Here is a 21,134-nt window from a genome sequence, read left to right as displayed (position 1 = left end):
CTGGCCCCCCGCGAGGGCCTGGGCGTCCGCGACCAGGAAATGCGCGAGCAGCACATCGACGCCATCAACCGCTTCCGCAACGTCTGAGGTTCTCCGATGAACGAACGTCAGAAGGACCGGCCCTGGCTCATGCGGACGTACGCCGGTCACTCGACCGCCGAGGCGTCCAACGAGCTGTACCGCCGCAACCTCGCCAAGGGCCAGACGGGTCTCTCGGTCGCCTTCGATCTGCCGACGCAGACCGGATACGACCCGGACCACATTCTCGCCCGCGGCGAGGTGGGCCGCGTCGGTGTTCCCGTCTCGCACCTCGGTGACATGCGGCGGCTGTTCCAGGACATCCCCCTGGAGCAGATGAACACCTCGATGACGATCAACGCGACCGCCATGTGGCTGCTGGCGCTCTACCAGGTGGTCGCGGAGGAGCAGGGGGCCGACCCCACCAAGCTCCAGGGGACGACGCAGAACGACATCGTGAAGGAGTACCTCTCGCGCGGGACGCACGTCTTCCCGCCGGTGCCCTCGCTGCGGCTGACCACGGACATGATCACGTACACGGTCAACCGCATCCCCAAGTGGAACCCGATCAACATCTGCAGCTACCACCTCCAGGAGGCGGGGGCCACCCCGGTCCAGGAGATCGCGTACGCCATGTCGACCGCCATCGCGGTGCTCGACGCGGTCCGCGACTCGGGCCAGGTGCCCGAGGAGAAGTTCGGTGACGTGGTCGCCCGCATCTCGTTCTTCGTGAACGCGGGCGTCCGCTTCGTCGAGGAGATGTGCAAGATGCGCGCCTTCGGCCGCATCTGGGACCGCGTCACCCGCGAGCGGTACGGCATCGCCGACGCCAAGCAGCGCCGCTTCCGCTACGGCGTCCAGGTCAACTCCCTCGGCCTGACCGAGGCACAGCCGGAGAACAACGTCCAGCGCATCGTCCTGGAGATGCTGGCCGTCACCCTCTCCAAGGACGCCCGGGCGCGCGCGGTGCAGCTGCCGGCCTGGAACGAGGCGCTGGGGCTGCCCCGGCCCTGGGACCAGCAGTGGTCGCTGCGGATCCAGCAGGTGCTGGCGCACGAGAGCGATCTGCTGGAGTACGAGGACATCTTCGCCGGTTCGCACGTCATCGAGGCCAAGGTGGACGCCCTGGTCGAGGAGTCGCTGGCGGAGATCGACCGGATCCAGCAGATGGGCGGCGCGATGGCGGCCGTCGAGTCCGGCTATCTCAAGTCCGAGCTCGTCTCCTCGCACGCGGCCCGGCGGGCCCGGATCGAGGCGGGCGACGAGAAGATCGTCGGCGTCAACATCTACGAGTCCACCGAGCCCAACCCGCTCACCTCCGACCTCGACGGCGCGATCATGACCGTCGACCCGGAGAACGAGGCCCGGGTCGTCGCGGCCCTGCACGAGTGGCGGGACAACCGCGACGAGGCGCGGGCGTCGGAGGCGCTGGCCGCGCTGAAGAAGGCCGCCGCGGGCACCGAGAACATGATGGAAGCCACCGTCGAGTGCGCCCGCGCGGGCGTCACCACCGGCGAGTGGTCCTGGGCGCTGCGGGACGTCTTCGGCGAGTTCCGCGCCCCCACCGGGGTCTCTTCCGCCCCGGTCGCGGTCACCGCGGAGCCGGGCAGCACGCTCGCCCGGGTCCGCGAGAAGGTCACCCGGACCGCCGCCGACCTGGGTGTCGGGCGACTGCGTCTGCTGGTCGGCAAGCCGGGCCTGGACGGGCACTCCAACGGGGCCGAGCAGATCGCCGTACGGGCCAGGGACGCCGGGTTCGAGGTGGTCTACCAGGGAATCCGGCTGACCCCCGAGCAGATCACCGACGCGGCGCTCGCCGAGGACGTGCACTGTGTGGGCCTGTCCATCCTGTCCGGCTCGCACGCGGAGCTGGTCCCCGACGTGCTGCACCGGCTGCGGGAGGCCGGGGCGCCGGACATCCCGGTGATCGCGGGCGGCATCATCCCGCCGGCCGACGCCGCCGCACTCATCGAAGCCGGAGTGGCCGCCGTCTTCACCCCGAAGGACTTCGGCATCACGGAGATCATCGGCCGTATCGTCGACGAGATCCGGAAAGCGAACAAGCTCGACCCTCTGGAGGTCCCCGCATGACCACGCCCACCCCCTCGGTCAACCGTCTGCGCCCGCGCCGCTCGTGTCTGGCCGTGCCAGGCTCGAACCCGCGCTTCCTGGAGAAGGCCCAGGGCCTCCCGGCCGACCAGGTCTTCCTGGACCTGGAGGACGCCTGCGCGCCGCTCGCCAAGGAGGGCGCCCGCCACCACATCGTGGACGCGCTCAACAACGGTGACTGGAGCGGCAAGACCCGGGTCGTGCGGGTCAACGACTGGACGACGCACTGGACGTACCGGGACGTCATCACGGTCGTCGAGGGTGCGGGCCCCAATCTCGACTGCATCATGCTGCCGAAGGTCCAGGACGCCCAGCAGGTCGTGGCGCTGGACCTGCTGCTGACCCAGATCGAGAAGACGATGGGCTTCGAGGTCGGGAAGATCGGCATCGAGGCGCAGATCGAGAACGCCAAGGGTCTGGTGAACATCGACGAGATCGCCGCCGCCTCGCCGCGCCTGGAGACGCTGATCTTCGGCCCGGCCGACTTCATGGCGTCGATCAACATGAAGACCCTGGTCGTCGGCCAGCAGCCGCCCGGCTACCCGGCGGACGCCTACCACTACATCCTGATGCGCATCCTGATGGCGGCCCGTACGCACGACCTCCAGGCGATCGACGGCCCGTTCCTCCAGATCCGTGACGTGGACGCCTACCGCGAGGTGGCCGGCCGCGCCGCCGCCCTCGGCTTCGACGGCAAGTGGGTGCTGCACCCGGGCCAGGTCGACGCGGCGAACGAGGTGTTCTCGCCCTCGCAGGAGGACTACGACCACGCCGAGCTGATCCTCGACGCCTACGACTGGTGCACCTCCGAGGAGGGCGGCAAGAAGGGCTCCGCGATGCTCGGCGACGAGATGATCGACGAGGCCAGCCGCAAGATGGCCCTGGTCATCGCGGGCAAGGGCCGGGCCGCAGGAATGCAGCGCACGTCCAAGTTCGAAGCCCCGGAGGCCTGATCATGCAGTTCGGACGCACGTATGAGGAGTTCGAGGTCGGTGCCGTCTACAAGCACTGGCCCGGAAAGACGGTCACGGAGTACGACGACCACCTCTTCTGTCTGCTGACCATGAATCACCACCCGTTGCACATGGACAGCAACTACGCGGAGAAGACGACCGACTTCGGTAAGAACGTGGTCGTCGGCAACTACATCTACTCGCTGCTGCTCGGCATGTCGGTACCGGACGTCTCCGGAAAGGCCATCGCCAATCTGGAGGTCGAATCGCTCAAGCACATCGCGCCGACCTTCCACGGCGACACGATCTACGGCGAGACGACCGTGCTGGACAAGACCCCGTCGAAGTCCAAGAACGACCGCGGCATCGTGTACGTGGAGACCAAGGGCTACAAGCAGGACGGCACGGTCGTGTGCGTGTTCCGGCGCAAGGTGATGGTTCCCACCGAGACGTACATCAAGGAGCGGGGCGGCGAGCAGCCCGGCCGCCCGACGCCCGCCAAGTAACTGTGTGAAGCCTTAAGGCCATCCGCGTGAAGCCACAGGAGAAGCAGCCATGACGCGACTCGCCCAGACCGCCGGTCTGAACGACATCCAGCGGGAAATCCTTTCCACGGTCCGGGATTTCGTCGACAAGGAGATCATTCCGGTCGCGACCCAGCTGGAACACCGCGACGAGTACCCCACGGAAATCGTCGAGGGGCTCAAGGAACTCGGCCTGTTCGGGCTGATGATCCCCGAGGAGTACGGGGGGCTGGGTGAGTCGCTGCTCACCTACGCGCTGTGCGTGGAGGAGATCGCGCGCGGCTGGATGAGTGTGTCGGGCATCATCAACACGCATTTCATCGTGGCCTACATGCTCAAGCAGCACGGCACGCAGGAGCAGAAGGACACGTTCCTGCCGCGGATGGCCCTCGGCGAGGTGCGCGGGGCCTTCTCGATGTCCGAGCCGGCGCTCGGCTCGGACGTCTCGGCGATCTCGTCCAAGGGCGTGAAGGACGGCGACGAATACGTTCTCCACGGCCAGAAGATGTGGCTGACGAATGGCGGAACGTCTACTTTGGTGGCTGTTCTGGCCCGGAGTGACGAAGGCCACCCCGAGGGCACCGCGCCGCACAAGTCGATGACGACCTTCCTGGTGGAGAAGGAGCCCGGCTTCGGAGAGGTCCGGCCCGGTCTGACCATCCCCGGGAAGATCGACAAGATGGGCTACAAGGGCGTCGACACGACCGAGCTCATCATGGACGACCTGCGCATTCCGGCCAATCGCGTTCTCGGGGGCACGACCGGCCGAGGGTTTTACCAAATGATGGACGGCGTCGAAGTCGGCCGGGTGAATGTCGCCGCGCGTGGCTGCGGTGTCGCGCAGCGTGCATTCGAACTGGGCGTTTCGTACGCCCAGCAGCGTCACACCTTCGGCAAACCGATCGCCCAGCACCAGGCGATCCAGTTCAAACTGGCCGAAATGGCCACCAAGGTCGAAGCCGCTCATGCGATGATGGTCAATGCAGCACGCAAAAAGGACTCCGGGGAGCGTAACGACCTGGAGGCAGGGATGGCGAAGTACCTCGCCTCCGAGTACTGCAAGGAAGTCGTCGAGGACGCCTTCCGCATCCACGGCGGCTACGGCTTCTCCAAGGAGTACGAGATCGAGCGCCTCTACCGCGAGGCGCCGATGCTGCTGATCGGTGAAGGTACCGCCGAGATCCAGAAAATGATCATTGGCCGGCGACTCCTGGAGGAGTACCGATTCCAGGGCTGATTGTCCGTTTCAGGGTGATTTGGTGGCGAAGAACGTCACACCGGGTCACCCTCGACGGGCGGCGTTCGACAGTCCGACTCGGCTGCTGGCTTGCCCAGTTGCGCCCGGCAACCGATAGCATCTTCGGAAAGCCGCCGTCCCCCGTTGCCAGCGCGGCATCATCCGCTACGAAGGTCATTCATGCCCGACAGCACTTCCACCGCATCCCGCGGCGGGGTCCGCATCGCCCGCGGAGCATCGCCGTGGCTCCTGCCGACCGTCGCCACCGCAGCCCTCAGCCTGGCCCGCGCCCGCAAGTCGGGGCGCTGGGCAGCAGCGGCCGTGCCCACCACCGCGCTCGCGGCGGGCATGCTGTGGTTCTTCCGTGACCCCGAGCGCGAGATCACCGAAGGCCGGGTCATCTCCCCGGCCGACGGCGTGGTGCAGAGCATCATGCCGTGGAAGGACGGGCGCACCCGCGTCGCGATCTTCATGAGCCCGCTCAACGTCCACGTCAACCGCGCGCCGCTGGCGGGCACCGTGACGTCGGTCGAGCACATCCCGGGCGGGTTCGTTCCGGCGTTCAACAAGGAGAGCGAGAACAACGAGCGCGTTGTCTGGCACTTCGACACCGAGCTCGGCGACATCGAGATGGTGCAGATCGCGGGAGCGGTCGCCCGTCGGATCGTGCCGTACCTCCCCGAGGGCACGAAGGTGGAGCAGGGCGAGCGCATCGGCCTGATCCGCTTCGGCTCGCGCGTGGACATCTACCTCCCGGAGGGGATCGATGTCGCGGTCGAGGTCGGTCAGGCCACCACCGCGGGGGTGACTCGAATTGACCGTGATTGATCCTGACAGTAAGACCGACTGGGTGCCGGAGGCCGACGACGAGAACGACGTCGACGGCACGGAGGACATGCCGCTGTCGATGCGGCTGTCGATAGCAGACACGCTCACGCTCGGTAACGCGACGTGCGGGTTCATGGCGGTGTACTTCACCACCACGGGCATTCTGATCCCGCACCTCACGGGCAGCGACGAGACGGGCATGGCCCGGCACTCGGCCGCCACCGCCGTGATCCTCATGCTGATGGCCGCGATCTTCGACCTGTTCGACGGACTCGTCGCGCGCAAGCTGCGTTCCTCGCCGATGGGTGCCGAGCTGGACAACCTCTCGGACCTGATCAGCTTCGGGCTCGCACCGGCCTACTTCGTGCTCGTGTACGGCATGGTCGCCGACGACGCCCACCAGCGGGTGTCGGCACTGGCGGCGATCGTCGTGTTGCTGGCGGTGGTGCTCAGGCTGGCCAGATTCTCCTGCGTGACACTGAAGGACGGCATGTTCCAGGGCATGCCGAGCCCCTTCGGAGCGCTGACGGTCGTCTCGATCGTGCTCCTGGAGCTGCCCTTCGTGCCGACGCTGCTCGCGATCGTCGGCGTGGCCTGGCTGATGGTGAGCCGGGTGGAGTACCCCAAGCCGCGGGGCGTCCTCGCGGTGGCGATGCTCGGCTGGATCGTGGCCGCGATGGGGCTGCTCGCCGCCTGGGCGTTCGACGCCCCCGGCGGTCAGCTGCTGCTCCAGACGGGCTGCGCGCTCCAGGTGGTGCTCGGCGCGGTGATCCCGCTGTTCGCCACGGCGCGACGGGTGAACACGTTCCGTGACAACCGGCGCGAGGCGCGGGCGGCGCAGCTGCCGTAGCGGTACGTGATGTGACGGCAGGTCCTCAGGGCCCGGATGCTCCCCGGCATCCGGGCCCTCGTGCGTTTCCGCCGCGCAGGACGGCCCTACCACCGCGCGCGTCCGGCCGCCAGAGGCGAAGCCCTCCCCATGGCTGAGAATTTTCGGTATCGGGGTGAGTACCAGGTTCCCGTCCCTCCGCCGGACCCGGCTTCTAGAATCTCCTCGCAACCGACACCCGGGCCATTTCGGCCAGGGGGCGGTCCGGGGGACCGGGGGGTCCGAGATGAAGCTGATGCTGGTGGGGACACGCGTGGCGGCGGCCGCGGCGGCGGGGGTGCTGTTGGCCGGATGCGGCGGGTCGGCGTCGAAGGACAAGGACGGGCCCGACCCCAAGCCGAGCGGATCGGCGAAGCAGGGCGGCCCGGCGACCGGCGGGGAGAAGACGGGGGCGTCGAAGAAGCCCGACCCGAAGCAGTCCACGCTGCCGGGCGCGCTGCCCAGCGCCTACGACTTCACGCCGGACCCGGACCGGGTCCCGAAGAACGCGGCCCAGGCGCGGAAGCTGACCCGTGACGCCGCGCTCGGGGAGAACGACTGGACGGCGGGGATGGTCCGGCACACCCCGTACGAGAGCGGCGGCAGCTGGCCCGTGCTTCCGGACTCCTGCGTCTGGACCCGCTCCGCGCTGCCCTCGGGCGTCCTGGACAGCTTCACGCGGCGGCTCGACATCCCGGCGCAGGGCGGCAAGGGCCGGGTGCAGGGGGCGGTGACCGTGACCGTGCACCGGACGGAGGCGGGGGCCGACCGGGAGATCAAGGACACCGTCCAGGAGAGCTTCCGGTGCCCGAACCAGGAGCTGGGCGGCGGGCAGCGCCTCAGCGGTCTGATGTCCCTCCAGTTCGACCAGAAGGACGTGCGCAACGCGGACGCCTCGCTGTTCGAGGCGGGGAAGTACACCGGCCCGGAGTCGGGCGGGGTCCAGGACTACGTCTGGTCCAAGTCCCGGATCGGCCCGGTGACGACCGCCGTGTCGGTCAAGGGCGCCAAGGGCTACACCAACACCGACCTGCTGCGGATCGCCGCCGAGGGCGGCGCCAAGGTGCTCTACCGCGTCGAGCTGGAACTGAAGTGACCGCGGGCCTGGAACCGAAGTGACCGCGCGCCCGGACGAAAGGCACTGACCCCTGATGGAACCGCTCCGTTCCACCGACCCGGCACGGATCGCCGGGTACCGCGTCCTCGGCCGCCTCGGCGCCGGGGGCATGGGCGTGGTGCTGCTGGGCCGGTCGCCCGGCGGCGCGCTGGTGGCGATCAAGCTGATCCGCGCGGAGTACGCCGACGACTCCGGCTTCCGGGCCCGCTTCCGGCGGGAGGTGGCGATCGCCCGGCAGGTCCGCAACCGGTGGGCGGTTCCGGTGGTCGACGCCGACACCGAGGCGCCGGCCCCGTGGCTGGCCACCGAGTTCGTGCCCGGGCCCGCCCTGAGCGAGGCGGTCGGCAGCGGGGGTCCGCTGCCGGAGCGCGGGGTGCGGGCGCTGGGCTCGATGCTCGCGGAGGCGCTGGAGGCCGTCCACGCGGCGGGCCTGGTGCACCGGGACGTGAAGCCCGGCAACGTGCTGCTGGGTCTGGACGGCCCCCGGCTGATCGACTTCGGGATCGCGCGGGCCCTGGACGACACCGTCCTCACGGCGACCGACGTGATCGTCGGCTCCCCCGGCTTCCTCTCCCCCGAGCAGGCGCAGGGGCGGCGGATCGGCCCGGCGAGCGACGTCTTCTCGCTGGGCTGCGTCCTGGTGTACGCGGCGACCGGCGGGCGGCCGTTCGGCACCGGCCCGGTGGAGGCGATGCTGTTCCGCACCGTGCACGACACGGCGGACCTGAGCGCGCTGCCGCCCGGGCTGCTCCCGGTCGTCGAGGCGTGCCTGGCCAAGGAGCCCGAGGACCGTCCGACGGCGGCGGACATCCGGCAGGCGTTCGCCGAGGATCTGGCGGGCGGCAGCTGGCTGCCCGGCCCGGTCACCCATCTGATCGCCGAGCGCTCGGCGCGGATGCTGGCCCTGCCCGACATCGACGCGACGAGCCTGGACGCGGGCGGGGCCGGAGGTCCGGGCAGCGGCTCGGACGGTGGCCCGTTCGCCGGCCCTGACACGGGCACCGGGGCCGGGAACGGCAGCCGGGAGACGACTGCCGTGGCCCCCTCCCCCGGCCGCCGTCGCTTCCTCGCGTACGTCACCGGGGGCGCGGCCATCGCCGCGACGGGCGGCACCGCCGCGTGGCTGGTCTCCTCCGGCGACGACAAGGACCCGGGCGGCGAAGGGGACGGCGACGGGAAGACGGCCCGCCCCGAGCTGCACATCGGGCTCCAGGCCGACCTCAGCGGCCCGTCCGCGGCCGTCGGCAAGGGGCAGGACAAGGCAGCCCGGCTCGCGGTGGCCGAGCACAACGCGCGGGACGACGCGCCGTTCACGCTGCGGCTGACCACGGTCGACGACGGGGGCGACGAGGAACGGGCGAAGGCGGCGGTGCGCCGGTTCGCCGAGGACCCGCTCCTGGTGGCGGCGATCGGCGCGACCGGCACGGACGCGGCCCGGGAGGCGCTGGTCGCGTACGACGAGGCGGCGCTCCCCCTGCTCAGCGTGGTCGACGGGGACATCCGCCATCTGAACCGGATCTTCCTGTGCGCCCGGCCGCGCAACGACATGCAGATGCTGCCGGTGGCGGAGTTCCTCGGGGCGTACGAGATCGACCAGGTGGCGCTGGTCGACGACGGTACCGAGTACGGCCGCCAGACGACCCGCTTCCTCGACGCGGGGCTGCGCGGGAACGGCCGCACCGTGTTCGCGGAGACCGTACGGGAAGGCACGCGCGACCTGGACGCGGAGGCCGAGCGGATCGTCGCGAAGCAGCCGGGGGCGGTGGTGTACGGGGGCGGGTGGCGGGACGCCGGACGGCTCGCGAAGTCGCTGACCCGGGCCGGGTTCCTGGGGCCGAAGATCGCCACCCAGGCCGTGCACGATCCTCGGTTCCTGGCGGAGGCGGGCGAGGACGCGGCGGGCTGGCTGGTCGTCTCGACGGCCGCCGACCCCGCGTCCGTACCCTCGGTGCACCCGTTCGCCGCCGCCTACCGCAAGCGCTTCGACCACGCGCCGCCGCTGTTCGCGGCCGAGGCGTACGACGCGGTGGGGCTGATCGCCTCCTGCGCCCAGGGGCTGGGCCGGGAGAAGCTGACGCGCCAGGACCTGCTGCCCGCGCTGCGGACGACCTCGTACAAGGGCGTGTCCAAGAGCTACGCCTTCGAGTCCGCCAACGGGATGTACACCGGGACCGGGGTCTTCATCTACCGGGTGGAGCGGGGCCGCTTCCGGTACATCGGGATGGACGGCCGGGAGGTCTGACCGGGCTGCCCCGGTCAGACCTCCGTCAGTCTCCGGTCAGCCCTCCCGACGCGGGGCTCAGTCGCCGATGGTGAAGGACTCGGCCGCCGGGGCGACCTCGGCCGGCCGGACCACCTTCAGCCCGCCGGCGGCAGCGGCGTCGGGCTTCATGATGACGCTCTCCCGGGTGGACGGCGCCTTCGGGTCCGAGAAGTCGTGCGTCACCCCGAACTCGGTCCCGTACCCCTTGATCGTGAGGAGCGCCTTGTCGATGCCCTCGCGGGTGAGGTCCTTGTCGTCGCAGGCCTTGGACAGGGCCTCGCCGAAGAGGGAGGCCGCCGTGTAGCCGGCGACGACGCCGTTGTCGAGGACGTCCTTCGGGTACTGGGCGGCGTACTCCTTGGCGAGCTTGGCGGGTCCGTCGCCCGGGTCGCCGATGGGCAGGGTGGAGGAGGCGACGTAGTAGTCCTTGAGCAGGGCCGGGCCCGCCTGGGTCTTCAACAGCTGCGGCGCGAAGGCCGAGTTGTTGCCGACGACCGGGACGTTGAAGCCGGTGGCCGCGGCGACGCCGACGAGCGAGGCGGCCTGGCGGGGGCCTGCGCTGACGACCACGGCCTTGACGCCGGCCTGCTTGAGGGCGGCGACCTGGGCCGTCATGTCGTTGTCGGTCGGCTTGATCTTCTGCTCGACGACGGTGAGCCCGGCCTCCTTCGCCGCGTGCTTCGAGCCGACGAGCGCGTTCTCGCCGTAGTCGCCCTCGAAGTAGACGTGACCGATCTTGTCGCCCTTCGCGATGCGCTTCTCGGCGAGGAGGTAGTCGATGAGGTTGATCGTCTCGACGTCGTAGGTGGCGCCGATGACGCGGATGTACGGGGAGCCCAGCAGGTTCGCCGACCAGGCCTGCGGCAGGACGAGGCCCTTGTCCTGGCCGTCGATGCGCTGTTCGACGGCGGCGACGAACGGGGAGCCGATGAACTGGGCGAAGCCCGCCACGTCCGGCACCAGTTCGGTGTACGCGGCGATGGCCTTCTGCGGATCGTATCCGTGGTCGCGGACCGTCAGTTCGATCTTCCGGTCGCAGATGCCGCCCGCGTCGTTGGTCTGCTTCACCCACAGCTGCTGGGCCTGGGTGACGCTCTTGCCCAGCGAGGCGTAGACGCCGGTCATGTCGGTCAGCACCCCGAGGGAGATCGTCGAGGAGGAGACCCCGGGACCCGTCTTGATCCCGCCCTTGCCCTCCTCGTCCGCCTTTCCTTCGGTCGCCTTGCCGCTGCACCCGACGAGGGTGACGGCGAGGGCCGCGACGACGGCCGTGAGCACTCTCAGTTTCATGACTTCTCCCCTGGATTCTTCGGAGCCGCTGGTTGCTTCGGAACAGCCGGATTCTTCGGAGCCTGCGGCTTCTTCGTGCGGGCGAGGCCGAGGCGGGCGAGGCCGCCGGGCAGGAACAGGACCACCGCGACCACCGCGGCGCCGTACAGATAGCGGGACGCCTCACCGGGTGCGAGACCGCCCGTGCCGGGGGCGGAGACCAGCGGCAGGGAGTCGCTGTAGTGCGTGAACACCTGCGGGAGCAGGGAGACGAAGGCGGCGCCGATCACGGCTCCCGCGACGCTGCCGAGACCGCCGATGACGATCATGGCGAGGTATTCGAGGGACAGGATCATGCCGAAGTACTCGGGCACGGTCCGCTGGAAGACCAGGGCGAGCAGGACGCCCGCGAGGCCCGCGTACATCGAGGACAGGACGAAGACGCCGGCCCGGTAGCGGGCCACGGGCACACCCATCACCCCGGCCGCGATCCGGTGGTCGCGGATGGCGTTCATGGCGCGTCCGGGCCGGCCGCGCAGCACGCCCCGGGCGAACAGGGCGCTCAGCAGGAGCGCGAGCAGACCCGCGTACCAGAGCTTCTCCGAGGAACCGAACGGGACGGCGGCGACGACGAGTTCGGAGTCGTCGAAGGTGAACCCGAAGACGGACAGCGGCGGTACGGCCCGGCCGTTGTAACCGCCGGTCAGCGATCCCGCGTTGAACAGGACGTGCTGCCCGATGAAGATCAGCGCGAGGGTCGCGATGCCGAGGTAGGCGCCGCGCAGCCGCCCGGCGATGGGGCTGAAGATGCCGCCCGCCGCCCCGGCGAGCAGCACCGCGAGGATCGCGGCCAGCCAGGTGGGAAGACCGAGGCCGGTCAGCGTGTGGCCGTTCTCGGTGCTGCTCTCCCCCGCGAGGACGCAGTAGCCGTACGCGCCGACGGCGAGGAAGAACGCGTGGCCCATGGAGAGTTGGCCGGTGGCGCCGGTGAGCATGTTGAGCCCGATGGCGCCGATCGCCGCAGCCATCGCGAACAGTCCGGCCTGGAGCCAGAAGCGGTCCAGGTAGAACGGAAGGACGAGGAGCAGCAGGGAGCCGATGAGGACGGCGTACGTACGGGGGCTGCGCAGCCGGTCCGTGATGCTCTCCGGTCCGCCGCCGCGTACGGGAGCGGTCACGGCGGGGGCGGCGGGGGCTTCGGCGGTGGTGTCAGACACGGGCCAGCTCCTTCGTGCCGAAGAGTCCCGCGGGGCGGATCAGCAGGACGGCCACCATCACCAGGTAGGGCGCCAGATCGCCGATGCCCCGGCCGAGGAAGGAGAGATCGCTCTGGTAGCCGGTGGCGAGCGATTCGGTGACGCCCACGATGAGTCCGCCGGCCAGCGCCCCGGTGGTGGAGTCGAGCCCGCCGAGGATGGCGGCGGGGAACGCCTTGAGTGCGGCGAGCGAGGTGGCGCGCTCCAGGCCCGGGGTCGGGAACACGGTGAGGAAGAGCGCGGCGACGGCGGCCAGCGCCCCGGCGACCGCCCAGGCGGCGAGCGAGACCCGCCCCAGCCTGATGCCCATGAGCGCCGCCGTCTGCGGGTTCTCGGCGGCGGCCCGCATCGACACACCCCACGAGGTGTAGCGGAAGGCGAGCAGGAACACCGTGATCAGCAGCCCGGCGGCGAGGAACGCGGCGATGCGGGTCTGGGCGAGGGTGATGCCGCCGATCTGGACGACCTCGTTGCCCCAGGGGTCGCCGAGGGCGAGGACGTCCGTGCCCATGCGGCGGGTGAGTTCGGTGATGAGGAGGATGTCGACGCCGATGGTGACGATGGCGAGGACACTGTGGTCGCTGCCCCGGTAGCGGCGCATCACGAAGAACTCGATGGCAGCGCCGACGGCCGCGGCGCCGGCGATGCCGACGAGCAGGGCGGGCCAGAACCCGATGTCGTCGTGGAGCACGGCGGTGACGTAGCCGCCTGCCAACAGCAGGGACGCGTGGGCGAAGTTGACGACCTCGGTGGCCTTGAAGATGACGACGAACCCGAGCGCGATGAGTGCGTAGACCGAGCCGATCGACAGGCCGCCGAGGAGGAGTTCGACGAACGTGGTCATTGAGGTGCTCCCAAGTAGGCCTGGACGACGGCCGGATCGTTCTGGACCTCGGCGGGGGTGCCCCCGGCGATCCGTCGTCCGAAGTCGAGTACGGTCACCGCGTCCGCGAGCCGCATCACCACCCCCATGTCGTGCTCGACCAGCACGATGGAGATGCCGAGGCTGTCGCGTACGTCGGCCACGACGGCGGCGGTGCGGCGGCGCTCGTCCGCGGTCATCCCGGCGATCGGCTCGTCGAGCAGCAGGACCTTCGGCTCCATGCACAGCGCGCGGCCGAGCTCGACGAGCTTCTGCTGCCCGTACGGAAGCGATCCGGCGGGCCGCTCCAACTCCCCCTCCAGCCCGATGAACGCGGCGATCTCGTGGACCCGCTCGCGGTGGTGCCGCTCCTCACGGACAGCGGAAGGAAGCCGCAGACCGGTGGCGAGGAACCCGGAGCGGGTCAGCCGGTGGCGGCCGAGGAGAAGGCTGTCGGCGACGGTGGCGTGCGGGGGCAGCGCCAGGTTCTGGAAGGTGCGGGCGACTCCGAGGTCCGCGATGGCGTGCGGCGGGAGTCCGGTGAGCTCGGTGTCGCCGAGGCGGACGCGCCCGGAGGAGGCGCGGTAGACCCCGGACAGAACGTTGAAGCAGGTGGACTTGCCGGCGCCGTTGGGCCCGATGACGGCGTGCACGCTGCCGGGTTCGACGGTGAAGGAGACGGCGTCGAGGGCGGTGAGTCCGGCGAAGCGGACGGTGACGTCCTGAACGGCGAGGGCGGCCGTGGTGCTGGGCGCGGTGGTCGTCACGCGGACCACCTGCTCAGGGTGCGCCGGGTGCGGGCGGCCGGGTCGGCGTCCGCCGCCGCGTCCTCGTCGACGACGCCGAGATAGCGGCGGCGCACCTCGTCGGAGGCGGCGAGTTCGTCGGCGGGCCCGGACAGGGCGACCTCGCCGACGTCGAGGACGTACGCCGTGGAGGCGAGGCGCAGGGCGATCGCGGCGTTCTGCTCGACGAGCATGACGGAGGTGCCGCCCGCGTTGATCTCCTGCACGGTCTCGGCGATCCTGGCCGCCATCAGCGGGGCGAGGCCGAGCGAGGGTTCGTCCAGCAGGAGCAGCCTGGGTCCCGCCATCAGGGCGCGGCCCATGGCCAGCATCTGCTGCTCGCCGCCGGACAGCAGCCCGGCCCGCTGGTGCGCGCGGTCGGCGAGCACCGGGAACAGTTCGTGCACCCGGGCGAGCGCCGCGCCGGTCTCCTTGCGCCCGCCGCGTGCCCCGAGGGCGCCCGCCCGCAGGTTGTCGGCCACCGTCATCCGGGCGAAGACCTGCCGGCCCTCCGGTACCTGGACCACTCCCGCGGCCACCACCTGGGCGGGCCGCAGCCCTTCCAGGGCCTGGCCGTCGAACCGGATGGTCCCGGTGCCCGTCCCGCGGTGGAAGCCGAGGGTCCGCGACACGGCCCGCAGCAGCGTGGTCTTGCCCGCGCCGTTGCCGCCGAGCACGGCGGTGATCCCGCCGTCCGGTACGTCGACCGAGATGTCGCGCAGGGCCCGGACCGGGCCGTAGCCGACGGACAGCGAGCGGATCTCCAGCGTTGCCATGCGTCCTCCTCCTTCCGCCATGTGTGTCGTGCTGGTCTGTGGGGGTGGTGCCACAGACCAGCACCGGGCGGGACGTGCGTCCACGGGGCGGGGCGGACTCGATGCGGGTGACCAGCGAACGAAGGGCCTCGTTGTGCACGCGCACAGACGCCGTGACGGGCGGGCGCCCGCGGCCGGGGCCGGTGGCATCCTCATCGGTCATCAGGAGCGCCCGGACCCGGGGACGGAGCGGCGGATGCGGCGTGGAACGCGGTACGGGGCGCTGCTCGGCCCACTGCTGGCGGGCGGGGCCACGCCGGCCCTGGTGACCCGTGCGGCGCGCGCCCTCGGGCTGCCGGAGCGGGGCCGTTACGCCGTGGTGGTGCTGGGCACACCGGTGCCGGACGCGGCGGTGGTCGAGGGCCCGGACGCGGACGGGTCGCGCTGGTGGTGGGGCACGGCGGAGGGTTCCCCGGGCGAGGTGGAGACCCGGGAGGGCGGCCGGGAGGTCGCGGTGGTGCTGCTGGGCCCGGCGGGTCCGGCCCGGGCGGCGGCGCGGCTCAGGAAGCTGGGTGCCGGGCCGGGAGGGGTGAGCCCGGTGGTGGGCTCCCTGGCGGAGGTGGGCGCCGCGCGCCGGCTGGCGGGCACGGCGCTGCTGACGTGCGAGCCGGGCAGCCGGGAGATCGTCCGGCTGGACGAGCGGCTTCCGGCGGCCCTGCTGGTGAGCCGCCCGGAGCTGTCCACCCGGCTGCTGGCGGAGGTGTTCGGCCCGCTGCTGACGCTCGTACCGGCGGAGCGGTCACTGCTGGTGGAGACGCTGGAGACCTGGCTGGAATGCGGGGGTTCGGTGGGCCGGGCGGCGGCCCGGCTGGGCTGTCATCGCAACACGGTCTTCAACCGGCTGCGCCGCCTGGAACGGCTGACCGCACGCTCACTGTCCCGGCCGCGTGAACTGGTGGACCTGGTGCTGGCGCTGGACGTGCTGCGGCTGTCGTCGGCACCGCCGTGAGCGGGGACCGCCACGGAGCGGGGCCGACGACAGCCGGTCGTCCGGTCGTCAGCCCGCCAGGAAGTCCCGCGCGATCGACTCCGCAGCCCGCTCCAGCAGCGGGCCCGCCTGGGCCATGGACACCGCCGGGTCCGGTTCCAGTTCGGCGAGGGCGTAGGCGCGGCGGATGCCCGCCTTCTCCAGGGCCTCCGGGGGCAGGGCGAGGCGGCCGCAGACCGCGACGACCTCGATCCCGGCCGCGCGGGCGGCGGCGGCGACCCCGGCCGGGGCCTTGCCGTGGAGGGTCTGCTCGTCGAGCGAGCCCTCGCCCGTGATCACCAGCGTGGCGCGGGCGAGCGCGGGCGCGAAGCCGAGGACGTCGAGCATGACCTCGATGCCGGGGCGGAAACGGGCGCCGAGGGCGACGAGCGCCCCGTAGCCGATGCCTCCGGCCGCACCGGCGCCGGGCAGGTCCGCCGTCTCCGGTCCCAGGATCGAGGCGTAGTGCGTGAGGGCCGCGTCGAGGACCGCGATGTCCTCCTCGCTCGCGCCCTTCTGCCGCCCGTACACCTCGGGCGCCCCCTTGGGCCCGGTCAGCGGGTTGTCCACGTCGCTGGCCAGGACCAGGTCGACGTCCGCCAGGCGCGGGTCGAGCCCGGAGAGGTCCGCCTCGGCCAGCGTCGCGAGCGGTCCGCCGCCGGGGCCGACGGGCTTGCCGTCCCCGTCCAGGAAGCGGGCGCCCAGGGCGGCGAGCATGCCCGCGCCGCCGTCGGTGGTGGCGCTGCCGCCGACCCCGAAGACGATCGTCGTCGCCCCGGCCTCCAGGGCGGCCTTCAGCAGCTCACCCGAGCCGTACGTGGTGGCCGTGAGCGGGGCGAACACCCCGTCGGGCAGGTGCTGGAGGCCCGAGGCCTCGGCCATCTCCACCACGGCGGTGTCCCCGCGCAGCGCGTACGCCGCCGTCACCGGGTCGCCGAGGGGGCCGGTCACCCGCGCCTCGCGGCGCTCGAATCCGGCGGCCACCGCCGCCGCGACCGTACCGTCGCCGCCGTCCGCGACCGGCAGGGTCTCCACCGCCAGGCCGGGGACGACGCGCCGCAGCCCGGCCGTCACCCGCTCCGCGACCTGTACGGCCGTGAGCGAGCCCTTGAACTTGTCCGCCGCCACGAGCACGCGGGCGGTCTCCACATCTGCTCCGTCCGTCACCTTGCATCCCTTGCTTTCGAACAGGCAGTCGCGCCGCCCCGACCCTATCCGCACGACCCCTGATCTGCCCATGGCCGTCCACGGCCGTGCGGTCCGGCCCCGGCCACTACGCTGTCGGCCGTGACGACTCCCGATGCCGACTACGCCACGTACATCGCCGGGCTCCCCCGGGTCCTCGCCGGTGCCGCCTCGATCTTCCGCGACGCGGACGGGCGGATCCTGCTGGTCGAGCCGAACTACCGCAAGGGCTGGGCGCTGCCCGGCGGGACCGTCGAATCGGAGACGGGCGAAGGCCCCCGGCAGGGCGCCCGCCGCGAGACGGCGGAGGAGATCGGACTCGACGTGGCCCCGGGACGGCTGCTCGCCGTGGACTGGGTGCGGGGCGCGGGCCGGCCGCCGATCGTGGCGTACGTGTACGACGGCGGGGTGCTCACCGCCGAGCGGCTGGCGGCGATCCGGCTCCAGGAGGAGGAGCTGCTGTCCTGGCGGCTGGTGGACCCCGCCGATCTGGACGCCTACCTGCTGGGCACGCTCTGCGGCCGGGTCCGGGCCGCGCTGGGGGCCCTGACGTCGGGCGGCGGTCCGGTGGAGTTGGAGGACGGCGAGCCGGTCGCGTAAGGGCCGCCGGCCGCCCACCGGTGGCCGGGCGGGGCGGTCAGCCCTGCTGCGCCTCGGGCTTGATCTCCACCTCGCGCGCCGCGCCCTCCCGCTCGGCGACGAGGGCCTCGGTGCGGTGGCCGCGCGCGATGTAGTCGCGCACCACGAGTTCGACGGCGTCCTGCGGGTTCCCCACCCCCGCGAGGACCATCGCTTCGACGACGAGTTCGGCATCCAGACTGACGGTCACCTTGGCCATGCGCGGACCCTACCCCGGCGTGTTCCGGCCGGGGCCAGGTTCTCCGAAGAGCACCGCGTCCTGCCGGGTGGCGCATCGCCGTCGCCACCATCCTGGCGGGCCTCGATGTGTGGCCGTCCACCATCGCCGGGGCCGTCCCGGATTCCTAGTCTCGTGCGCAGTCGATGCGGCGAGAGGTGGACGGATGAGCAGGGACAAGGTGGTCGCCGACCCGGCGGACGCGGTCGCGGACGTGGGGCGCGGGGCGTCGCTGGCCGTCGGCGGTTTCGGACTGTGCGGCATACCCGGACTGCTGATCCACGCTCTGCTGGAGCGGGGAGCCGGTGAGCTCAGGGTGGTGTCCAACAACTGCGGGGTGGACGACTGGGGTCTGGGGCTTCTGCTGCGGGCGGGGCTGATCGCGCGGATGACCAGCTCCTACGTCGGGGAGAACAAGGAGTTCGCGCGCCAGTACCTCCAGGGCGAACTGGAGGTGGAGCTCGTCCCCCAGGGCACCCTGGCGGAACGGCTGCGCGCGGGCGGTTCGGGCATCCCGGCGTTCTACACACCGGCCGGAGCGGGCACCGTGATCGCCGAGGGCGGGCTGGCCTGGCGGCACGGCGCGGACGGCTCCGTCGCGGTCGCCTCACCGCCCAGGGAGACCCGGGTCTTCGGCGGGCGGGAGCATCTCCTGGAAGAGGGCATCACCACCGATTTCGCGCTGGTGCGTGCCGCCGTGGGCGACCGGCACGGAAACCTCCGCTTCGACTCCTCCGCCCGCAACTTCAACCCGCTCGCCGCGATGGCCGGGCGTATCACCGTGGCGGAGGTCGAGGAACTCGTCGAGCCGGGCGAACTCGCCCCCGACGACGTCCATCTGCCCGGGATCTTCGTCCAGCGGGTCGTCCCCGTCGGGACGGACGATCCGCGCGCCGAGAAGCGCGTCGAGCGTCTGACCGTCCGCCCTGCCCACTCCGCCGCTGCCGTCCCCGCCGCCCCTGCCGCCCCCGCCGTTCAGGAAGGAAACCGCTGACATGCCGCTGACGCGTACGCAGATGGCGGCCCGCGCCGCACGGGAGCTGCCCGACGGCTCCTACGTCAACCTCGGCATCGGTCTGCCGACGCTCATCCCCGACCACCTGCCGGACGGCGTCGAGGTCGTGTTCCAGTCCGAGAACGGCATCCTCGGCGTCGGCCCCTACCCCGTCGCCTCCGAGGTCAGGGCCGACCTGATCAACGCGGGCAAGGAGACGGTGACCCTGCTGCCCGGGGCGTCCTGTGTCGACTCCGCGCTCTCCTTCGCGATGATCCGGGGCGGGCACATCGACGTGGCGGTCCTGGGGGCGATGCAGGTGTCCGCCTCCGGCGATCTGGCGAACTGGGTGATCCCCGGCAGGATGGTGAAGGGGATGGGCGGTGCCATGGATCTCGTCCACGGGGCCCGGCACGTCATCGTGTTGACGGAGCACACGGCACGTGACGGCTCCCCCAAGCTCCTCGCGGAGTGTTCCCTGCCGCTGACCGGCCGGGGAGTCGTGCACCGGATCATCACCGATCTCGCGGTGCTGGACGTCACCCCCGACGGCTTCCTGCTGCGGGAGGTGGCGGCCGGGGTGACGATCGATCAGGTGCGGGCCGCGACCGGGGCGGAGCTGACCGTGGCGCACGACCTGGCATCGGCGACCCAAGTGGCCTGAGCGGTCAGCGCGTTGACCGGGACGCCCTTGGACTCTCCCCCGTAGCAGCCGGGCGCCCTCCCGGCAACAGCTCATGGCCCCCGGCTCCCGGGCCGGTTGTGGAGGGCATCGCCATTACCCGGCCACCCGCCCGCTTCCTACGGTGACCGCACCTCGGCCGCCCCGCCGCCACCCGGCGAGCCCCGGCCGGGGTCACGGGATCACGGGCGATCCCGTGCACCGTCCCACGGGAGGTCACCATGCCGTACGTCGTTCCCTCGCGCCCTGCTCCGCCCGGCGCCCCGCCGCCCGGGCCAGGACGCGGCGGGCGGTGGAGCCGTACCGTCCGCCGGTTCGCCGCCGTCGTCGCGCTGACCACCGGGGCGGCCCTGGCAGGACCGGGGGTCGCCGAGGCGGCGCCGGCCGCTCCCGCGGCCGCCGAGGCGCGGGCGGCCGCCGCCCTGGAGCGGGTCACCTCGTTCGGGGCCAACCCCGGCGGCCTGAACATGTACGTGTACCGGCCCGCGGCCCTGCCCGCGAACGCGCCCGTGGTCGTCGCCCTGCACGGCTGCACCCAGAGCGCACAGGTCTACTCCGACAACGCCGGTCTCAACACCTTCGCCGACCGCCACGGCTTCCTGGTCGTGTACGCCGAGACCACCGCCGCCAACAACGCCAACAAGTGCTTCAACTGGTTCCAGCCGGGCGACACCCGGCGAGGCCAGGGCGAGGCCGCGTCGATCCGGCAGATGGTCGCGCACGCCGCGACCGCCTACGGCACGGACACCGGCCGGGTCCAGGTCACGGGCCTCTCCGCGGGCGGGGCGATGACCTCCGTCATGCTGGCCGCCTACCCGGACGTGTTCGCCGCGGGCGCGGTCGTCGCCGGCATCCCGTACGGCTGCGGGACCGACGTCGTCTCGGCCTTCGGCTGCATGAGCCCCGGCGTGGACCGCACCCCGGCGGCGTGGGCGCAGGCCGTCCGGGACGCGCACCCCGGCTTCGCGGGCCCCTGGCCCCGGGTGGCGATCTGGCACGGGGACAACGACGCGACCGTCGCCCCGAGGAACGCCGACGAGCTGCGGGACCAGTGGACCGCGGTGCACGGGCTCGGCCAGACCCCGGACCGTACCTCCACGATCGGCCCCAACAGCACGCGCAGGAGCGAGTATCTGGCGGCGGACGGCGGCGCGAGCGCCGTCGAGGTCAACCGGGTGCCCGGCATCGGGCACGGCACCCCGGTCGATCCGGGCAGCGGCGCGGAGCAGTGCGGCGCGACCGGCACCCAGCACTTCATCGACTCGATCTGCTCCGGCTACTGGATCACCCGGTTCTTCGGCCTCGACAGCACCACCACCCCCGAGCCGCCCGTGGACCCGCCCACCGAGCCCGCCGCCTGCTGGACGGCGAACAACTACGAGCACGTACGCGCCGGCCGGGCCACCACCACCGGCGGCCAGGTGTACGCCAAGGGCTCCGGCCAGCACCTGGGGCTCTACAACACCTTCGTGACCCACACCCTCAAGGAGTCCCCGGCGGGCCACTACGTCATCGCCGACGGCTCCTGCCCCTGATACCCGGCCAC

The 21,134-nt window shown here is 71.7% G+C and carries 20 protein-coding genes; 13 read left to right on the top strand and 7 right to left on the bottom strand.

The genetic code is table 11. The features are described from left to right. Positions 1–96: 96 nt before the first annotated feature. The 8 genes from IE134_RS33140 (at position 97) to IE134_RS33105 (ending at position 9,896) form a co-directional block, all read left to right on the top strand. Complete coding sequence (locus IE134_RS33140; RefSeq protein WP_030722341.1) at positions 97–2,109, top strand: ethylmalonyl-CoA mutase; 2,013 nt, start codon at positions 97–99, stop codon at positions 2,107–2,109. Continuing rightward, positions 2,106–3,080 (top strand): HpcH/HpaI aldolase/citrate lyase family protein, encoded by a 975-nt coding sequence (locus IE134_RS33135; protein ID WP_006128710.1) that lies wholly within the window; start codon positions 2,106–2,108, stop codon positions 3,078–3,080. Before IE134_RS33140 ends, IE134_RS33135 begins: the two co-directional genes overlap by 4 nt. 2 nt (positions 3,081–3,082) lie before the next feature. Further along, the gene (locus IE134_RS33130) at positions 3,083–3,586 is read left to right on the top strand and encodes a MaoC family dehydratase (protein ID WP_010072684.1); all 504 of its coding nucleotides are present in this window, start codon (positions 3,083–3,085) and stop codon (positions 3,584–3,586) included. 49 nt (positions 3,587–3,635) lie between these two features. Further along, positions 3,636–4,841 carry an acyl-CoA dehydrogenase family protein gene (locus tag IE134_RS33125; RefSeq protein ID WP_189432682.1) on the top strand — a complete coding sequence of 402 codons (1,206 nt, stop codon included), beginning with the start codon at positions 3,636–3,638 and terminating at the stop codon, positions 4,839–4,841. Positions 4,842–5,021: 180 nt separating this feature from the next. Next, complete coding sequence (locus IE134_RS33120) at positions 5,022–5,669, top strand: phosphatidylserine decarboxylase (protein WP_010058364.1); 648 nt, start codon at positions 5,022–5,024, stop codon at positions 5,667–5,669. A 22-nt stretch (positions 5,670–5,691) separates the two neighbouring features. Further along, a complete protein-coding gene (gene pssA, locus IE134_RS33115) occupies positions 5,692–6,519 on the top strand; it encodes a CDP-diacylglycerol--serine O-phosphatidyltransferase (RefSeq protein WP_030722336.1) in 828 nt (275 codons plus the stop codon). Between the two features lie 265 nt (positions 6,520–6,784). Then, a complete protein-coding gene (locus IE134_RS33110) occupies positions 6,785–7,633 on the top strand; it encodes a hypothetical protein (RefSeq protein WP_098018768.1) in 849 nt (282 codons plus the stop codon). A 55-nt stretch (positions 7,634–7,688) separates the two neighbouring features. Then, positions 7,689–9,896, top strand: coding sequence for a bifunctional serine/threonine-protein kinase/ABC transporter substrate-binding protein (locus tag IE134_RS33105; protein ID WP_098018765.1), 2,208 nt, complete (start codon positions 7,689–7,691; stop codon positions 9,894–9,896). Positions 9,897–9,953: 57 nt separating this feature from the next. Here the strand turns inward: IE134_RS33105 and IE134_RS33100 are convergent, their stop codons facing one another. The 5 genes from IE134_RS33100 to IE134_RS33080 are packed head-to-tail and all read right to left on the bottom strand — an operon-like array spanning position 9,954 to position 14,865. After that, positions 9,954–11,207, bottom strand: coding sequence for an ABC transporter substrate-binding protein (locus IE134_RS33100; RefSeq protein WP_032785469.1), 1,254 nt, complete (start codon positions 11,205–11,207; stop codon positions 9,954–9,956). Further along, entirely contained in the window at positions 11,204–12,403 is a 1,200-nt protein-coding gene (locus tag IE134_RS33095) for a branched-chain amino acid ABC transporter permease (RefSeq protein WP_030722323.1), read from the bottom strand. The genes IE134_RS33100 and IE134_RS33095 overlap by 4 nt, the downstream gene beginning before the upstream one ends. Next, positions 12,396–13,286: a branched-chain amino acid ABC transporter permease gene (locus IE134_RS33090; protein WP_030722321.1), complete on the bottom strand. Its 891-nt coding sequence runs from the start codon at positions 13,284–13,286 to the stop codon at positions 12,396–12,398. Before IE134_RS33090 ends, IE134_RS33095 begins: the two co-directional genes overlap by 8 nt. Beyond that, positions 13,283–14,080, bottom strand: a complete 798-nt coding sequence (locus tag IE134_RS33085) for an ABC transporter ATP-binding protein (RefSeq protein ID WP_189432681.1) — start codon at positions 14,078–14,080, stop codon at positions 13,283–13,285. The genes IE134_RS33090 and IE134_RS33085 overlap by 4 nt, the downstream gene beginning before the upstream one ends. Further along, the gene (locus tag IE134_RS33080; RefSeq protein WP_032785466.1) at positions 14,068–14,865 is read right to left on the bottom strand and encodes an ABC transporter ATP-binding protein; all 798 of its coding nucleotides are present in this window, start codon (positions 14,863–14,865) and stop codon (positions 14,068–14,070) included. Before IE134_RS33080 ends, IE134_RS33085 begins: the two co-directional genes overlap by 13 nt. Before the next feature lie 235 nt (positions 14,866–15,100). Here IE134_RS33080 and IE134_RS33075 point away from each other — a divergent pair, with 235 nt between their 5' ends. Continuing rightward, positions 15,101–15,853, top strand: a complete 753-nt coding sequence (locus IE134_RS33075) for a PucR family transcriptional regulator (protein ID WP_189432680.1) — start codon at positions 15,101–15,103, stop codon at positions 15,851–15,853. A 48-nt stretch (positions 15,854–15,901) separates the two neighbouring features. On the opposite strand, the gene IE134_RS33070 is transcribed toward IE134_RS33075, so the two are convergent. Then, entirely contained in the window at positions 15,902–17,020 is a 1,119-nt protein-coding gene (locus IE134_RS33070) for a glycerate kinase (protein WP_030722312.1), read from the bottom strand. A gap of 138 nt (positions 17,021–17,158) precedes the next feature. On the opposite strand from IE134_RS33070, the gene IE134_RS33065 reads away from it, so the two are divergent. Beyond that, positions 17,159–17,656 carry an NUDIX domain-containing protein gene (locus IE134_RS33065; RefSeq protein ID WP_030722309.1) on the top strand — a complete coding sequence of 166 codons (498 nt, stop codon included), beginning with the start codon at positions 17,159–17,161 and terminating at the stop codon, positions 17,654–17,656. 37 nt (positions 17,657–17,693) lie between these two features. Here IE134_RS33065 and IE134_RS33060 read toward each other — a convergent pair whose 3' ends face one another. Next, complete coding sequence (locus IE134_RS33060; protein ID WP_010058381.1) at positions 17,694–17,894, bottom strand: type II toxin-antitoxin system VapB family antitoxin; 201 nt, start codon at positions 17,892–17,894, stop codon at positions 17,694–17,696. A 184-nt stretch (positions 17,895–18,078) separates the two neighbouring features. Here IE134_RS33060 and IE134_RS33055 point away from each other — a divergent pair, with 184 nt between their 5' ends. From IE134_RS33055 to IE134_RS33045, 3 genes are all read left to right on the top strand, one after another. Next, the gene (locus IE134_RS33055; protein WP_126932320.1) at positions 18,079–18,906 is read left to right on the top strand and encodes a CoA transferase subunit A; all 828 of its coding nucleotides are present in this window, start codon (positions 18,079–18,081) and stop codon (positions 18,904–18,906) included. A 1-nt stretch (position 18,907) separates the two neighbouring features. Beyond that, positions 18,908–19,570 (top strand): CoA transferase subunit B, encoded by a 663-nt coding sequence (locus tag IE134_RS33050; protein ID WP_098018760.1) that lies wholly within the window; start codon positions 18,908–18,910, stop codon positions 19,568–19,570. A 239-nt stretch (positions 19,571–19,809) separates the two neighbouring features. After that, positions 19,810–21,123, top strand: coding sequence for an extracellular catalytic domain type 1 short-chain-length polyhydroxyalkanoate depolymerase (locus IE134_RS33045; protein ID WP_189432679.1), 1,314 nt, complete (start codon positions 19,810–19,812; stop codon positions 21,121–21,123). Positions 21,124–21,134 lie beyond the last annotated feature (11 nt).

The sequence above is a fragment of the Streptomyces rubiginosohelvolus genome (genome assembly GCF_014649875.1).
Lineage (GTDB): Bacteria > Actinomycetota > Actinomycetes > Streptomycetales > Streptomycetaceae > Streptomyces > Streptomyces rubiginosohelvolus.
The sequence above is the reverse complement of the archived record's forward strand: the minus strand, read 5'-3'. Positions and strand labels throughout refer to the sequence as shown.

Coding starts and splice junctions, on each gene's coding strand:
- IE134_RS33140 (WP_030722341.1), top strand. CDS start 97: ATGAACGAACGTCAGAAGGACCGGCCCTGGCTCATGCGGACGTACGCC.
- IE134_RS33135 (WP_006128710.1), top strand. CDS start 2,106: ATGACCACGCCCACCCCCTCGGTCAACCGTCTGCGCCCGCGCCGCTCG.
- IE134_RS33130 (WP_010072684.1), top strand. CDS start 3,083: ATGCAGTTCGGACGCACGTATGAGGAGTTCGAGGTCGGTGCCGTCTAC.
- IE134_RS33125 (WP_189432682.1), top strand. CDS start 3,636: ATGACGCGACTCGCCCAGACCGCCGGTCTGAACGACATCCAGCGGGAA.
- IE134_RS33120 (WP_010058364.1), top strand. CDS start 5,022: ATGCCCGACAGCACTTCCACCGCATCCCGCGGCGGGGTCCGCATCGCC.
- IE134_RS33110 (WP_098018768.1), top strand. CDS start 6,785: ATGAAGCTGATGCTGGTGGGGACACGCGTGGCGGCGGCCGCGGCGGCG.
- IE134_RS33105 (WP_098018765.1), top strand. CDS start 7,689: ATGGAACCGCTCCGTTCCACCGACCCGGCACGGATCGCCGGGTACCGC.
- IE134_RS33100 (WP_032785469.1), bottom strand. CDS start 11,207: ATGAAACTGAGAGTGCTCACGGCCGTCGTCGCGGCCCTCGCCGTCACC.
- IE134_RS33090 (WP_030722321.1), bottom strand. CDS start 13,286: ATGACCACGTTCGTCGAACTCCTCCTCGGCGGCCTGTCGATCGGCTCG.
- IE134_RS33080 (WP_032785466.1), bottom strand. CDS start 14,865: ATGGCAACGCTGGAGATCCGCTCGCTGTCCGTCGGCTACGGCCCGGTC.
- IE134_RS33075 (WP_189432680.1), top strand. CDS start 15,101: ATGCGGCGTGGAACGCGGTACGGGGCGCTGCTCGGCCCACTGCTGGCG.
- IE134_RS33060 (WP_010058381.1), bottom strand. CDS start 17,894: ATGGCCAAGGTGACCGTCAGTCTGGATGCCGAACTCGTCGTCGAAGCG.
- IE134_RS33055 (WP_126932320.1), top strand. CDS start 18,079: ATGAGCAGGGACAAGGTGGTCGCCGACCCGGCGGACGCGGTCGCGGAC.
- IE134_RS33050 (WP_098018760.1), top strand. CDS start 18,908: ATGCCGCTGACGCGTACGCAGATGGCGGCCCGCGCCGCACGGGAGCTG.
- IE134_RS33045 (WP_189432679.1), top strand. CDS start 19,810: ATGCCGTACGTCGTTCCCTCGCGCCCTGCTCCGCCCGGCGCCCCGCCG.